12 protein-coding genes are annotated in these 14,091 nt (G+C 68.3%); 2 read left to right on the plus strand and 10 right to left on the minus strand.

Annotated features, from left to right (window positions below; all coding sequences use genetic code 11):
• Nucleotides 1–21: 21 nt before the first annotated feature.
• From KA419_12545 to KA419_12585, 9 genes are all read right to left on the minus strand, one after another.
• A complete protein-coding gene (locus KA419_12545; GenBank protein MBP7866766.1) occupies nt 22–2,061 on the minus strand; it encodes a hypothetical protein in 2,040 nt (679 codons plus the stop codon).
• A gap of 2 nt (nt 2,062–2,063) precedes the next feature.
• The gene (locus KA419_12550) at nt 2,064–2,645 is read right to left on the minus strand and encodes a hypothetical protein (protein MBP7866767.1); all 582 of its coding nucleotides are present in this window, start codon (nt 2,643–2,645) and stop codon (nt 2,064–2,066) included.
• Nucleotides 2,646–2,809: 164 nt separating this feature from the next.
• Nucleotides 2,810–3,145, minus strand: coding sequence for a hypothetical protein (locus tag KA419_12555; GenBank protein ID MBP7866768.1), 336 nt, complete (start codon nt 3,143–3,145; stop codon nt 2,810–2,812).
• 14 nt (nt 3,146–3,159) lie between these two features.
• Nucleotides 3,160–5,124: a hypothetical protein gene (locus tag KA419_12560; protein MBP7866769.1), complete on the minus strand. Its 1,965-nt coding sequence runs from the start codon at nt 5,122–5,124 to the stop codon at nt 3,160–3,162.
• Nucleotides 5,125–5,210: 86 nt separating this feature from the next.
• Nucleotides 5,211–5,723 (minus strand): CarD family transcriptional regulator, encoded by a 513-nt coding sequence (locus KA419_12565; protein MBP7866770.1) that lies wholly within the window; start codon nt 5,721–5,723, stop codon nt 5,211–5,213.
• Between the two features lie 66 nt (nt 5,724–5,789).
• Nucleotides 5,790–7,373 carry a DUF1957 domain-containing protein gene (locus KA419_12570; GenBank protein ID MBP7866771.1) on the minus strand — a complete coding sequence of 528 codons (1,584 nt, stop codon included), beginning with the start codon at nt 7,371–7,373 and terminating at the stop codon, nt 5,790–5,792.
• Nucleotides 7,370–8,299: a DUF4912 domain-containing protein gene (locus tag KA419_12575; GenBank protein MBP7866772.1), complete on the minus strand. Its 930-nt coding sequence runs from the start codon at nt 8,297–8,299 to the stop codon at nt 7,370–7,372. Before KA419_12575 ends, KA419_12570 begins: the two co-directional genes overlap by 4 nt.
• A gap of 74 nt (nt 8,300–8,373) precedes the next feature.
• Complete coding sequence (locus KA419_12580; protein MBP7866773.1) at nt 8,374–9,093, minus strand: DUF4412 domain-containing protein; 720 nt, start codon at nt 9,091–9,093, stop codon at nt 8,374–8,376.
• Between the two features lie 60 nt (nt 9,094–9,153).
• Entirely contained in the window at nt 9,154–9,474 is a 321-nt protein-coding gene (locus tag KA419_12585; GenBank protein MBP7866774.1) for a type II toxin-antitoxin system HicA family toxin, read from the minus strand.
• A gap of 42 nt (nt 9,475–9,516) precedes the next feature.
• On the opposite strand from KA419_12585, the gene recG reads away from it, so the two are divergent.
• A complete protein-coding gene (gene recG / locus KA419_12590; GenBank protein MBP7866775.1) occupies nt 9,517–11,709 on the plus strand; it encodes an ATP-dependent DNA helicase RecG in 2,193 nt (730 codons plus the stop codon).
• Nucleotides 11,710–11,786: 77 nt separating this feature from the next.
• Here the strand turns inward: recG and KA419_12595 are convergent, their stop codons facing one another.
• Nucleotides 11,787–13,205 (minus strand): DEAD/DEAH box helicase, encoded by a 1,419-nt coding sequence (locus KA419_12595; protein ID MBP7866776.1) that lies wholly within the window; start codon nt 13,203–13,205, stop codon nt 11,787–11,789.
• A gap of 696 nt (nt 13,206–13,901) precedes the next feature.
• Here KA419_12595 and KA419_12600 point away from each other — a divergent pair.
• Nucleotides 13,902–14,091: hypothetical protein (locus KA419_12600; GenBank protein ID MBP7866777.1), on the plus strand; the 190-nt coding region annotated here is incomplete at its 3' end.

The raw sequence follows: 14,091 nt of genomic DNA on the forward strand, positions 1-14,091 counted from the left end.
GTCAATCTCCGTCGAGGATTTTCACCGGGCCGTCGCCCGTTCCAGCGCTATCAGGTCCAGGGGGTCGACCCGCCCGTCCCCGTTGAGGTCGGCACCGGTGTAAGGTGGGAGCGGCAGGCTCCCCGACAGGACCCCCCTGAGGATGGATGCATCTTCGCCGTCGAGGATGCCGTTGCGGTCCAGGTCGCCGGTGGCGGCGGGGAGGATGTCGAGGTGCGCGGCGTACTTTCGCAGGAGTTCGACCCGGCTGTTGGCCCCGTACCCCTCGTCCAGGCCCCCGAACTCGAAGGCGGCGGCAAGGGATCGGAAAACGTAGGGCGTCCCGTAGTAGTCGTGTCCCGTCCCGGTCACGGCGCAGCCGGCGCCGGTCTGCCCGCTCACCAGGACCGAGGCGGCGCCGGCGCCGGTCCCGAGCCGGCTGGTGATGGCCTTGTCGCCCACGTAGGGGAGGTTGATCTCGTGGAAGACCGTTCCGGGGACCCCCGCCAGGGAGGCCAGCGTCCCGTAGTCTGCCTGGGTGCTGGGCGCCTCGAACCAGGAACGGGCGAGGAAATCCGTTTCGGTGTCCGACCAGATGGAGCCGGACTCCAGGTAGACCGCCCGGCCCAGGGCCATGGCCCGACGAATGTTGTAGCCGTCCGCGGGCTGGGGGATCGTCTCCCAGGGCATGACGCCGAAGCACACGAAGAGGGCGCGCAGGTCCGTCACGTCGGTGAGGTCGTAGGCCCGGTCCGTGACGGCGTCGATGCCGCAGGCGGCGAGGGCGGCCTGCAGGGCGGGGGCGCTGTTGTGGTTGGGGTCCATGTCGACGACGATGGCGGTGGGCTTTTTCAGCCGGACCCAGAAGCGGCCGGTGGCGGCGTAACCGCCCGACGCGCGCAGGGTCAGGGAGAAGACGTACACCTTCGCCATCGGGGCCTGGGCGGAGAACCGGACGACGAAATCGGTCAGGCCAGGTCCCTCGGCGCCTTTCGGGAGGTCCGGCCAGGCCACGGTCCCGGACACCACCGTCACCTCGGGGTCCGCGCAGGCCAGTTCGGCCGTGACGCCCGAAGCGGGGAGCCCCTGGTTCCTCAGGGTGACCCGGACGCGGCACTCCTCCCCCGGGGCGGGCACGAAGTCCCCCTCGACGTCCGTCTCCACCCGGGTCTGGACGAGGCGCGGGCCGTCCGCCGCGTCGCATTCGGCCCACCGGGTGCCCGTGCCGATCTTGGCCGCCCCGTACTTGATGCGCATGTAACCGGACTCGCCCCACGAGGCGCCCCAGGAGTTCCGCATGATCCAGTAGCCGTTTCCCGCCGTGTCCGTGTCGGTCCACCCCGTCAGGATCACGGCGTGGTTGGTGGACGGGGCGCCGGGGCCCTCGAACACCCCGCCCGTGTACGCCTGGAAGGCGTTGTCCACCGCCACGGAGGTGGCCACGGGCCCGTGGTCGTAGATCGCCTGCTTGATGAGGTCCGTTCCCGCCGCGGCCCCGAACTCCCGAACCCGGTACGGTCGCGAAAGCCCTTCCGAGAGGCAGGAGCCCCAGGGGAAATTCTTGTAGCGGTAAGGGTACCAGGCTTCGGGAACGGCCCCGTTCGTGTCCAGCCAGGAGAGGGCCAGGCTCAGGAAACCACCCTCGCAGCCGGAGTTGCTGCTGTCGCGGTCGCAATCCACGAGGAGTTGCTCGGAAAGGTCGATCGCGACGCCGTCGCGGATCAGGGCCTGGTACTCCAGGATCCCCACCGCGGCGAAGGCCCAGCAGCTCCCGCAGACGCCCTGGTTGCGGACGGGCAGCGGGGGCGCCTGCTCGCGCCAGTCGAAGTGGGCCGGGAGGGCCAGTCTCGCGGAGGGCGCCGGTTCACCCTTCTCCACGGGGTCTCCCTCGGGGAAGGTCCCGCAGAGGAGGGCGAGGGGGACCTCCATTGCGGGGTTCATCCCGACGGAGTACCCGTAGCCTCTCTCCCGGATCTCCTCCCGGAGACGCTCCAGCCGGGAGTCGAGGCCCTCGTCGGCGGCCCGGGCCGCGGAAGCGAGCGAAAAAGCCAGGAGCAGTGCCAGCGTCGCAGACCTTGCCATCTTCATGCGTCCTTGTTGCCCTGTCCTTCGGGCCCGCCCCCCGCGGGCGCCTCTTCGAGGATCTCCCAGGAGTCCAGGCACCCCTGGGTGACGATCTTCTCCCCCGTGGGAATGCCGTTGTCCCCCCCGCCCACCAGGCAGAGGTGGAAGACCACGGGGCTCCCTTTCCGAAGGTGGTCCGGCAGGTCGGCCTTCTTGGTGAAGCGGTGGACCCCCGCCACGGCGTAGAACGGCTCGCTGGGGATGGCCTTTTCCTGGCCGTCCGACGCCTGGACCAGCCGGCGCGACGTCACGTAGAAAACCCGGTGCCCCGCCGAGCGCCGCTCGACGACGTTCCAGACCCGGAAGGCCGTCGGGCTGAGCTCGTACTCGTTGCAGACGGCGGGGAAATCCTCGCCGTACTTGAACTCGGACGGCGTCATCCGGAGGCGGATCTTCCCGAACTCCTCCGGGATTGGAACGGCGGGCGCCGTCGTCGACTGGCACCCTTTCCGGTACGCGAGGACGGCGCCGCCGAAGAGCAGCCCGCCGACCCCCGACCAGAAGGTCAGGGGCTTCCAGTTCTTTCTGAGGTAGTCCTTCATGCGGAACTCCTTTAAAGGTGTTTAGCTTGTAGGGGTTTAGGGGTTTAAGGCCCGGGGGGCGACGGCGCTTCGGGGGGGAGTCGGTTGGCTGCCCTCCGGGGACCCGAATCCCCCGCCTTCTCAAAGACCCTCCCTAAACCCCTGAACCCCTACCGCCCAACCCGCTAATGCGTGACCATCCCCGAACGCGTGAAGAAGCTCTCCGGCTCCGTACCCGTTCGCTCCAGGATGGTCGCCTTCAGGGAGAGGATTCCCCCCTCCGTTTCGTCCATGGTGATCTTCTCTACGCGGTGCATGGGGAAGAAGGTGGTGGTGAAGGCGGGCGGCGGATCGCCCTGCCTGAACCCGAAATTCAGCCACTCTTCGAGGTTTCGCAAACCGGTGCCGGACATCCACACCCCCGCGGGGGTGCTGTCGTGCAGGACGCCCCAGTACTTCTCCCGGGGGTTCTGCAGGTAGATGATCACGAAGACCAATCGGGGTTTGGACGCTTCTTCCACGGGGTCGCTCCTTGTCAGACCTGGAGGTTGAACAGGGCGTCGTTGAGACAGCGGACCTCCTCCCGGGATCCCGCCTCGGCGTAGTACCGCAACACCGCGTCGGTCCCCGAGGCCCGGAGCTGGAACCACGCGCCCTCGAACTCGATCAGGGTCCCGTCGCCGGCCCAGTAGGCGTCGGTCACGGGGGGAAACACGAAGGCCCCGGTGTGACGGGACTGGAGTTCGGCGGTGACCTCCCCGGCCTTCAGGGCGCCCGCGGCGAGCCGGTCCGCGAGGCCGCGGAAGAACCCGACGGTGGCGTCCTTCCGGCGGTTCCCCTCCTCCATGGCCTGCCGTCGGGCGTCACCCTTGAGGGCCTCGTCGAAGAGGGTGACGTCCCGGCGCTCGTAGAACCGGTGGCGGATGTCGTACCGGTCGAGGCGCTCCAGGTAGTACTCCGCGAAGCTCTTCCCCTCGCGGAAGAGGTCCGCCGCCAGGGCGAGGGCGGTCAGGCCGACCTGGAAGCCGTCCTTTTCCTTGAGGGCCAGCATCCGGCGGTTCCCGCCGCGGCTGACCAGCATCTCCTCGCCGCCCATGGCGGCTCCCCCGCTCTCCTCGGCCATGAGCAGGACCCGGGTCCCCCGGGGGAAGCGGTGCGTCCGGCCGCGAACGTCCGTGAGGGTCAGTTCCGCGGCGCCGGAAAGCTCCTGGGCTTCCAGTTCGGCGCAGGCGTTGCCGAAGTGCTTGAACCCGACCGGCGTGCGGAAGACGGGGATCGTAAGGCGCTCGGCCAGCTCCCCGATGGACCGGCTCGTGGGATAGGTCTCCATGACCAGCCACGGCCGGCCTTCGGCCCCTTCCCGGGCGGCGCCCCGCTCCAGGCGCCAGGCCAGGAGCATGAAGTAGATCTGGTTGGGCTTGAAGTAAACCAGGATGCGCTCCCCGTCGCCGGGGTCCGTCTCCAGGCCGTTCATCCGTGCCCGTCCCTCCAGTGCGGCCGGCGCCGTCGTCACCATGTTGAAGCGATCGCCGTCCGGGTCCCAGATGAAAAAGACGTGGGAAGCCCCGGAGAGCAGGACTTCCCGGGCGCCCACGTTCTTGTAGATCTGCCACTTCCCGGGATCGACGCCGTGGTTGACGCCGTCCACGATCCCGATGCCGTGGTAGCGGCTGTCCTGCTCGAAGTGGGTGTAGCGGACCACGCCGTTTTCCCCGGTCGGGATCCCGAGCATCTCGAAAAGTTTGCGCGAGTTCCGCCCCATGGACCCGCCCTCGGGGCACACGGTCAGGCGAAAGCCCGTCGCCCCGGCCTCACGGACGGCGGCGAGCCCCTCCTCGCCGAGCAGGGTCCCGAGGGAGCGCGCGTAGGCGTCCATCACGCGGAAGTCTCTCCGGATGAGCGGGGACGTCGAGGGGGCCAGTGGGATGACCACCCGCTCTCCGGCCCCGGCCCGGGCGACGATCTCCCGGACGCCCCGCTCGATTTCGGCGGCCTGGTCCAGGAGTTGCATCCCGTTGCGGTCCATAGGCTTGCGACCACCCTTGAAGAACTGGGAGTGAGAGGACGTGAAGTTCTCACCCCCGGCCAGTTCCTCGTAGAACACCCCGAAGGACGACAACCAGATGGGGGTGGTGGGGATGGGGCCGTCCGCGTCCTCCTCCCCGGCAAGGCGGCAGGCGATGCCCTTGGCGGCGAGAATCCGGGCCGCCAGGTCGATGAACTCGGGGGTCCAGGCCCGGGACTCGCCGCCGAGGTGGAGCGTGTCGCCGGCCCGGTAGAGCCTCGACTCCGCCTCGGTGATGACGGCCATGGTGAGGGGGTTGAAGGGGACGTCCAGGTCGAAGAGGTCGTCGGGGTTCTCCAGGTCGCGGTACCCCGCGGTCCCGAGGGCGAACTGCCGCGCCCACTCCGCAAGGCCGTGCCGTTCCACGGTCCCGGCGTCGAGGACGATCTCTTCCGCGTGGTCGGCAAAAGGTTCGAAGATCCGGTTCGTGCTCATGGTCTGCTCCAGCGGCGGTTTGTGCAATCGCCCGGGGGCCCGCGGGGCGGCCCAGGGCCCCGGCGTCCCCCGGTGTGGCGCGAGGGTCAGGCGGTTTCGGCCGGCGGCGGCCCGATCAACCCGTCCAGGAGGGTCTCCACCTCGGCCGGGGTCAGCCCCTTGACCGCGGCGATCTCGGAGATGACCAACACCCGGACCTTGTCGTACATGCGTTTCTCGCGGAAGGACAGGGGCTTGTTCCGGGCCAGGATCGTCAGCATCTGGAGGACCTGGATGGCCTCCTCCAGGCGCCCGCTCTTGAGGCGCTCGGTGTTGTCCTTGTAACGGGTCTTCCAGTCCCGGACCGGGTCGATGACCCCGAGGGGCCGCGACTTGACCCGCGAGAGGACGCGCTCCACCTCCAGGGCGGGGGTCGGCTTGCGCAACCCGATGGACACGGCGTTGTCCAGGGGCACCATCACCCGGGAACCGAACTCCTGGAGGAGGATGTGGTAGACCTCCACCTCGTGTCCCGCCACGTGGCGAACCCCGATCTCCTCAACGACGCCCAGCCCCTGGTTGGGGTACACGACGGTGTCACCGACATTGAACAGATTCATCACCCGCCTCCCTCGACGGTGCTCCGCCCCGCAGGGCGGACCTTCCGGGCCGTCCGGCCCGGGTTCTCACTGAAAGACCTGGTAATCGATTTCCTGGAAGATGGAGTCCCGGTGCTCCATCTCCGCCAGGGCGGTCTCGTCGACGCGGTCCTCGAGGATCTGCCCGTAGAGCGCGTTGAACCGGTGGATGTGGTCCTTGAACCGCTTGACGGCGTAAGGGACCGTCGTGCCGGTGGTCATGATGAAGGCCCAGTCGCTGCTCTGGGCCAGCAGGAGTTCCCGGGCCGCCTGGTTGAGGGCCCGGCGCAGGAGGCCTTCCGCCCCGTGACAGCGGTGGGCCAGGTCCACCATCCGGTTCTCGGCCATGTGCTGGTGCCGGTAGATCCACTCGTTCTTCCCGTTGAGCCAGATGCCGCTGTAACCTTCCGCGCCCCAGCTGGAGAGCGTCGGCTGCTGGTTCTGGAGGTCGGGGTGCATCTCCAGGTACTCGGAGGCAGTCACGAGCCGGAGGGCCTCCTGGTCGAACACCAGCTTGCGCACCAGGTATTCCAGGAACATGGGCCCCTCGAACCACCAGTGCCCGAACAGCTCCGCGTCGAACGGCGTGGTGACGAGCGGTGGACGGCCGCCCAGCATCCCGGCGACCCGGCGCACCTGAGCGGTCCGCTTGTCGATGAAGTCGTGGGCGTGCAGGGCCGCCTTCTCGAGGCCCTCGGCGGGGACGTAGAGTTCCTTGTGCCCCAGGCTCACCGGGCCGGTGACGCGGTGGTACTTGATGCCCACGTTCCGCCGGACCCCGTCGGGGTGCAGGTAGGGGCGAATGTACCCGTAGTCCGCGTCGAAGCCGAGGTCCCGGTAGAACTCCCGGTAGGACCACTCGCCGGGGTAGCCGCGCTGGGCGCTCCAGACCTCCTCGCTGGCCTCCGGGTCCCGGGGGAAGGACGCGACGCCCGAGGGGCAGCGCACCGGGGCGTAGATGCCGTGAAGGGGCCGGGGGTGGCCAAAGAGGACCCCGTGGGTGTCCTGGAAGAAGTACCGTATCCCGTTGCGGGCCAGCAGGTGGTCGTCTCCCGGCTGGTAGCCACACTCGGCCAGCCAGATCCCGCGGGGGGGGCGCCCGAAGTGCTTGACGTAGTTGGCGACCGCCACGCGGACCTGGCTCTCCCGGCACTTGGGGTTCAGGATGGTGGGCAGGAAGGCGTGGGTGGCGGTGCAGGTCAGGATCTCCAGCACGCCGGAGTCCTGGAGCCCCCGGAGGGCGGTGACGAGGTTCCGGTCGTACCGCTCGAAGAGGTCCCTGGCCTTCCGGAAATGGTCCAGGTACATCCGCGCCGCGTCCTGCATGTTCTCGACGCCCCTCGTGCGTTCCGTCTCCTTCTCCGCCAGCTCCACCAGCCGGTTGATCCGCCGGAGGTAGCGTTCCTGGAGCAGCGGGTCCGCCAGCATTTCGGCCAGGGGCGGCGAGATGCTCAGGGTGAACCGGAAGGGGATGTTCTCGCCCCGCAGGCGGTCGAACATGTCGATGAGGGGAATGTAGGTCTCGCTGACGGCCTCGAAGAACCAGTCCTCCTCCAGGAACTCCTCGTGTTCCGGGTGCCGGACGAAGGGGAGGTGGGCATGGAGCACCAGGTTCAGGTAAGCTTCGGTCATGTCGACCTCCCGTCTTCCGGGTCCCAGGGGAGGAGGTGGAGCCGCCCCGTGCCGGAGGACACCCGGGGCAGGTGAAAGGCCAGCGACCCGGCGTCGGTGCGGACGTGGCCCCGCAGGAGTTCCTCGAGCGCCTCGGCGGTCAGGCCGGGGCCTTCCAGGATCGGCGCGTGGAGGAAGGCGGGGAAGTACCGCTCGAGCACGAACTCCACGAAGATGGAGTACGGCACCCGGAACTGCAGACGCCGGATCACCTCCCGGAGCCAGTCCGGCAGGTAGCGCAACAGGAACTCGGGGACGGTGAAGACCTTGTCGAAGCGCTCGCACTGCTGGAGCATCTCGAGGAAATCGTGGTCCACGGGGTCGGCGCCCGAGAAGGAGAGCAGCTTCAGGTAGCGCACGTTCTCCTCGTTGAGCAGGTCCGTGGACTCCAGGGGCCAGGAGACCGTGTCCCGCGGGGTGGTCACCTCGTTGGAGGAGAGGAGCGTTTCCATCCGGCCGTCGGGGTAGCGGACCTCCAGGGTCGTCCGGTACATCTTCCCGGGACGGACGTGCAGCCACCACTCCCGCGCCGCCCCGACGGAGAGGGGGATCTTGGAGACATCGTGGAGGTCGTGCAGCAGGAGGACGAGGTGGTTCCGGCGGTCCACCGGGGCGCCGGGGGGGAAGAAGCGTTCGTTCAGGAAGTCGGAGAGTTCCCAGTAGGCGTAGAGCCGGTAAGGGTCCTGCACCATGAGCCGGAGGTAGTTCTGGTGGTACAGGTCGGGGATGGGGAGGCCCCAGTCCAGGAAGAGGCCGCCGTCCCGCTGCGCGGGCTCGGCCAAAACCCCTTGCGGCTCCGGGGTTTCCGCCGCCGGGACGTGCTGGACGCGCGTCTCGGTGGGGAGCTTGTCGGGGGTGAACCTCACCCAGGAAGCGTACGTGGTCATTCGGGGTCACTCCATAATCCGGCCCGCCGGGAGGCCTCCCTCCGCGCCCGGGGCTTCGGGCTCACCACCCGGGGCTACCGCGGCGCCCGCCCGGAAAAGTCGAAGGGCTCTTCACGGTACTGGGCGGGCGGGGCGAAGCGGTCGGCCGGGATCGCGCTCTTCGGGTCCACCTTCACCAGTTCGGTGACCGTCCGGCTCCGGGCGCCCATGACGTTCACCCGGGTCTCCGTCCGGACGGGGAACAGGTTCCCCAGGGCCCGGAGCTTCTCGTTCATCTCGCTGAGCGCCGGGGAGAAGGCGGCGGCCCGCGCCGTCATCTCGTAGTAGCGCGCGGCGGGAACGGGGACCCCGGTCGAGCACCAGTGCGTGATCTCCGCGTCCAGGTACCCCGTGGTCCGGACCAGGACCTTTTCGCAGGCGTAGGCCCCCACCTTGGCGGTCTCGCCCGTCCGGCTCACGGTGGTCTGGAAGCGGAGGTTGTTGAACACCCGGGCCGCCTCGGGGGGAAACTGCAGGGGAAGCGTGGAGGCGGACCACGTCCGCTTCACGTGGTTGACGAAGTAGATGCGCCCCTGGTCCAGGCGGACGATCACCATCGACACGCCCGGCTGCTCCACCGCCATCTTGTCGTCTTCCAGCCAGGTGAGTTGGGCGGTGTCCCGCGCCGGGTGGGTCTTTCCGCCCACGGTGAGGCTGTCCGTGCGGACCCGGTGCTCGAGGAAGACCCCGCCGGGCGCTGCCTGGGCCAGCGCGGCGAGGCACAAACCGGTCAACAGCAGTCTTGAACTTCTCATAACACGCTCCCGAAGAGATCGGCGTCCGCTCAAAAGGCCATGAAAACGCCAATTACTATTCTAACAGATGCCCCGGTGCATTTTCCACGAAGAACGTGCCTTGAATTCTGCGTGTCTGCCCTGTTCACTCGGGATAAAAATGAGACCTGAGTTCCTCTCTTCGGGGATGAATTGGGAGGCTTGTCGAAAAATCGCCCTCAGTGTGCCTGTATCGAGTTCCTTGTGGATCGGAATCGTCAGGACCTGCTTCTGTCCGCGGGCACTGATCCGCCGCAGGTTGACATGGCTGCCCACCTGAGCTTGTACGGTGAATCCAAAGCCTTCCAGGACTCGAAGGACCTCGAGCCCCGAAACTTCATCTACGCAATGATTGTACCACAGGCGAGCTTTGCGGTAAGATGCGGGGTGGGACGCGGAGCCGCCATGACGAAGACCGATGCAGGACAACCGCCGAAGAGCGCCCCGGGGCCCCCGCCGAGCCTCCCGTGGGACACGCCGGTGCAGTACGCCCGGAAGGTGGGCCCCAAGCGGGCCGAGGCCCTGAACGCCGAGGGGATCGCCACGGTGGGGGAACTCCTCCTCTACCCGCCCTTCCGCTACGAGGACCGCACCCGCTTCCGGGCCATCCGGGACCTGCAGGACGGCGAGCACGCGTGCGTGATGGGGCGCATCATCGCCGCCGAGGCGAGGATCACCTCCCGCATCCGCCTGAAGCTCTTCAATATGGTGGTCCGAGACGCCGGGGCCACCGTCAACGTGGTCTTCTTCAACCAGCCCTACCTCAAGGACACCCTCAAGGACGGCCTCCAGGTCATCCTCTTCGGGAAACCCGAGCTGGACCCCCACAGCTACGGCGGGCGGCTGACTTTCAAGAACCCCGCCTGGGAGATCCTGGACGAGGAGGACGCGTCCGACTTCGTTCACATCGGCCGGATCGTCCCGATCTACCGGAAGGTGGGCATCCTGAACCCCAAGCAGCTCCGCGAGGTGACGCACCTGGCGCTGCAGGCGGTGGAGGCGGTCCCCGAGGTGCTCCCGCCGTCCCTGCTGGCCCGCTACCGCTTCCCCGACCGGAAAGAGGCCCTCCGGCAGGTCCACTTCCCCGTCGTCGACACTTCGGACCCCGCCGAGGCGGAGAAAGCCCTCACCGCCCTCAACTGCGGCGACTCTCCCGCCCACCGCCGGATGGTCTACGAGGAGTTCTTCCTCCTCCAGGCCGGCCTGCGCTTCGCGGCCGGGCAGCGGCGGCGCGTCGCCAAGCCCCACCGGGTCGAGATCACCGACGCCGTCCGCGACAAGGTGCGGCGGGCGCTCCCCTTCCACCCCACCGGGGCCCAGAAGCGGGTCATCCGGGAGATCGTGGAGGACCTGAAGTCGCCGGCCCCCATGAACCGGCTGCTGCAGGGGGACGTGGGGAGCGGCAAGACCATCGTGGCGGTCCAGGCGATCATCGTGGTGGTGGAGAGCGGCCTGCAGGCCGCCGTCATGGCGCCCACGGAAATCCTGGCGGAACAGCACTTCCGGAACTTCGTCCAGCTTCTCGCCCACACCGGCTACCGGGTGGCGCTGCTGAAGCGGACGGTGGGCGCCGCCGAAAAGGAGGAGATCCTGCGGGGGATCGCCGCCGGGGAAGTCCAGGTGGTGGTGGGGACCCACAGCGTGATCCAGAAGGACGTGGAATTCAAGCGCCTCGGCCTGGCCGTCGTGGACGAGCAACACCGCTTCGGCGTCCTGCAGCGGGCGGAGCTGATCCGCAAGGGGGTCTCGCCCGACATCCTGGTGATGACCGCCACCCCCATCCCCCGGACCCTGGCCCTCACCGTCTACGGCGACCTCTCCCTCTCCGTCATCGACGAGATGCCGCCGGGGCGCCAGCCCGTGCAGACGATGCTCATCCGCGGCGAGCGGGAGCTGGGAAAGGCCCACGCCCTGGTCCGGCGGGAGCTGGAGAAGGGGAACCAGGCCTTCGTGGTCTACCCCCTCATCGAGGAGTCGGAGAAGGTGGACCTGCGGCACGCGGTGCAGGGTTACGAGGAGCTGACCCGCGACGTCTTCCCCGGCGTCCCCGCGGCCCTGCTGCACGGCGCCCTCCCCGAGGACGAGAAGGACCGCGTCATGGGCGAGTTCCTGGCGGGGCGGGTGAAGATCCTGGTGTCCACCACCGTGATCGAGGTGGGGATCGACGTTCCCCGGGCCACCGTGATGATGGTGGAGCACGCGGAGCGCTTCGGCCTGGCCCAGCTCCACCAGCTCCGCGGGCGCGTGGGGCGCGGGCCCGACCCGGCCTTCTGCCTGCTGGTGGCCCACGAGCGCAGGACCGAGGAGTCGCGCCGGCGGCTGCAGGTCATGCTGGACACCACCGACGGCTTCCGCATCGCCGAGGAAGACCTGGCTATCCGCGGCCCGGGCGAGTTCGCCGGGACCCGCCAGTCGGGGGTCCTCAACTTCCGCTTCGGCTCCCTGATCTTCCACCGCGACCTCATGGAGCGCGCGCGGGCCGACGCCGAGGCCTTCGTCGCCGCCGCCGAGGCCGACCCCCGGGGCGAGGCCATGCGCTACCTCAAGGCCATGAAACCCCTCTGGAGCCGCCGCTTCGGCCTCGTCGCCGTGGGGTAGGGCCCCGCGGCGGCTCTCCCGGGGCACCTTCCGGAACCCGGAAAAACAGGACACTCACTTTCAAAAAACCGGGACACTCACTTTCCGAACCTTGGTGCGGATGCCGTTGCCCGGCCTTGATGCCCCCGCTCGGCCTTCGCCCGGGCGCGCGCACGGGACTCGGCCATCCGCGCGCGGTGGGCGGCGATCCGCTCGGCCGCGGGAATTTCGAACCGGGCTTCCGTCGCCTGGGCGTAGTCGAAACCGTCCAGGGAGGCCCGGGGGATTCGCTGCCCGATGCCGCGCTCCAGCGACCGCAGGGCGTTCTCCTCGTCCGGGGCCACCAGGGTGCAGGCCTCGCCCGTCGCCTCGGCGCGGGCCGTGCGGCCCACGCGGTGGATGTAGTCCTCGGGCTGCACGGGGATGTCGAAGTTGACCACCAGGTCGAGGGCCGTGACGTCGATGCCGCGGGCGGCGATGTCGGTGGCCACCAGGACCTGGTGGCGCCCCGCCTTGAAGCCGTCGAGCGCCGCCGTCCGCTGGGCTTGGGAACGGCTGCCGTGGATCCGGGCGCAGGAGACTCCGCGGGCTTCCAAAAAGTCCGCCAGGCGGTTCGCCCGGTGACGGGTGCGGGTGAAAGCCAGGGCGCGCTGGGGGTTCTCCTGGCGGATCAGTTCCAGGAGCAGCCGGGTCTTCAGGTCCGCCCGGACCACGAAGGCCCGGTGGGTGATGCCCCGGGCGGGCGCGGGCCGGGGTTCGACGCGGAGGGTTTCCGGGTCCCGGAGCATGCGCCGGGCCAGTTCGACGACGGGCCCGGGCAGGGTGGCCGAGAAGAGAAGGGTCTGCCGCTCCCGCGGCAGGTGGTCGAGCACCCGGCGGACGTCGGGGAGGAAGCCCATGTCCAGCATCCGGTCCGCCTCGTCCAGGACCAGGGCCTCGAGCCGGTCCAGGCGTGCGTAGGGGTATTGAAAGTGGTCCAGGAGGCGGCCGGGCGTCGCCACGAGCAGGTCGACGCCGGACTTGAAGGCCTGGACCTGGGGGGACATGGCCACCCCGCCGTAGACGGCCGCGCCCCGGAGGCCGGTCCCGACCGCCAGGAGCTTGAAGTGGTCCAGGATCTGGGCGGCCAGTTCCCGGGTGGGGGTCAGCACCAGGGCGCGGGTCCCGCCGCGGGGGCGGCCCAGCATCCGGTGCAGGAGCGGCAGCAGGAAGGCGGCCGTCTTGCCGCTCCCCGTGACCGCCGAGGCCATGAGGTCGCAACCGCGCAACAGCGCGGGGACCGCCTGCTGCTGGACCGGCGTGGGGCGGGCGTAGCCCAGGGCGCGAACGGTCCGGACCAGCCGGGCGTCCAGGCCCAGCCGGGCGAAGGGGTCGTCCTCGACCGCGGGGATCCGCGCCGCGGCCGGCGGGTTCGACGACGGGGCAGGCGCCGGCGCGGGGGCCTTGGAATGACGGGTTGGGCGGGCACTTTCCGCCGCGGGCCGGGCTGCCGGCTTGGGAAACACAACGTGAGACATGGGACTCCTTTATTTCACGGGCAGGGTCGTGCAGACCTCCCGCATGCAGGGTGAATCACCCCGAAGTGGTCCGGCGGGTTATCGGGCGCTGGGTAAACGGTGGAATGCCGGTGGGGCCGCCGCTTATCTCCGGGAACGAAGGAAACACGGCGTATCGGCTGGGATCGCAGGTGTGCCTTCCGGAACTCCGGAAGCGAGAAAGCGAAGCATACCACGTCACGCCGGCGAAGGGAAGCACTTTCTTTGAGGCAATTGCGTTGCTGTGAAGGGGCTCAGGAGAAGGGTTGCGGCGCCCAAGCGTAAATCGTTCCCCCGGGAATAGGGGGGAAGAGGCGGTCGGAGAGGCGGTAATTCACCAAAGTGGCAAAGATTTCCCCCACCCCCCCTCCGGGAGGGACAAGCGACGCAGGCCCGCTTTAACAAATTGCTTTTTACGAAATATTATATTGAAATAAATGGCTTTGCATGCTACAATCGGGTTTCGTTAACGCCAATCAACTGGCCCGGAAAGGAGCAGCAAAGCCATGGTGATGATAGCACAAAACGACCTCTTCAGTTGGGATTTCATCGAGGAAATGGAGGACATCAAAAGAATCCGGCTGGTGCTGGAGAACCTGCCGGACGAGGGACTGGTGCGTACGCTGGAAGGTCGGCGGGGCCAAGGGAGAAACGATTACCCGGTTCGGCGATTATCGGATGGATTTCGATGTGGATATTCCAAAGCTTGAATTCGACCTGACGAGCATGAGTGCGCTGGCAATTACCCCTACAACGTCACATGAGGATAAACAGCTGTTGAATAAATCAGGGCACTTCAATTATAATACCTCCAGTCCAAGGGGAGGAGGTAACCGAAGTGCTGCCCGAAATCAGAACCGAACCCGAC

Source organism: Acidobacteriota bacterium, assembly GCA_018001935.1.
In the GTDB taxonomy this organism is placed as follows: domain Bacteria; phylum Acidobacteriota; class JAAYUB01; order JAAYUB01; family JAAYUB01; genus JAGNHB01.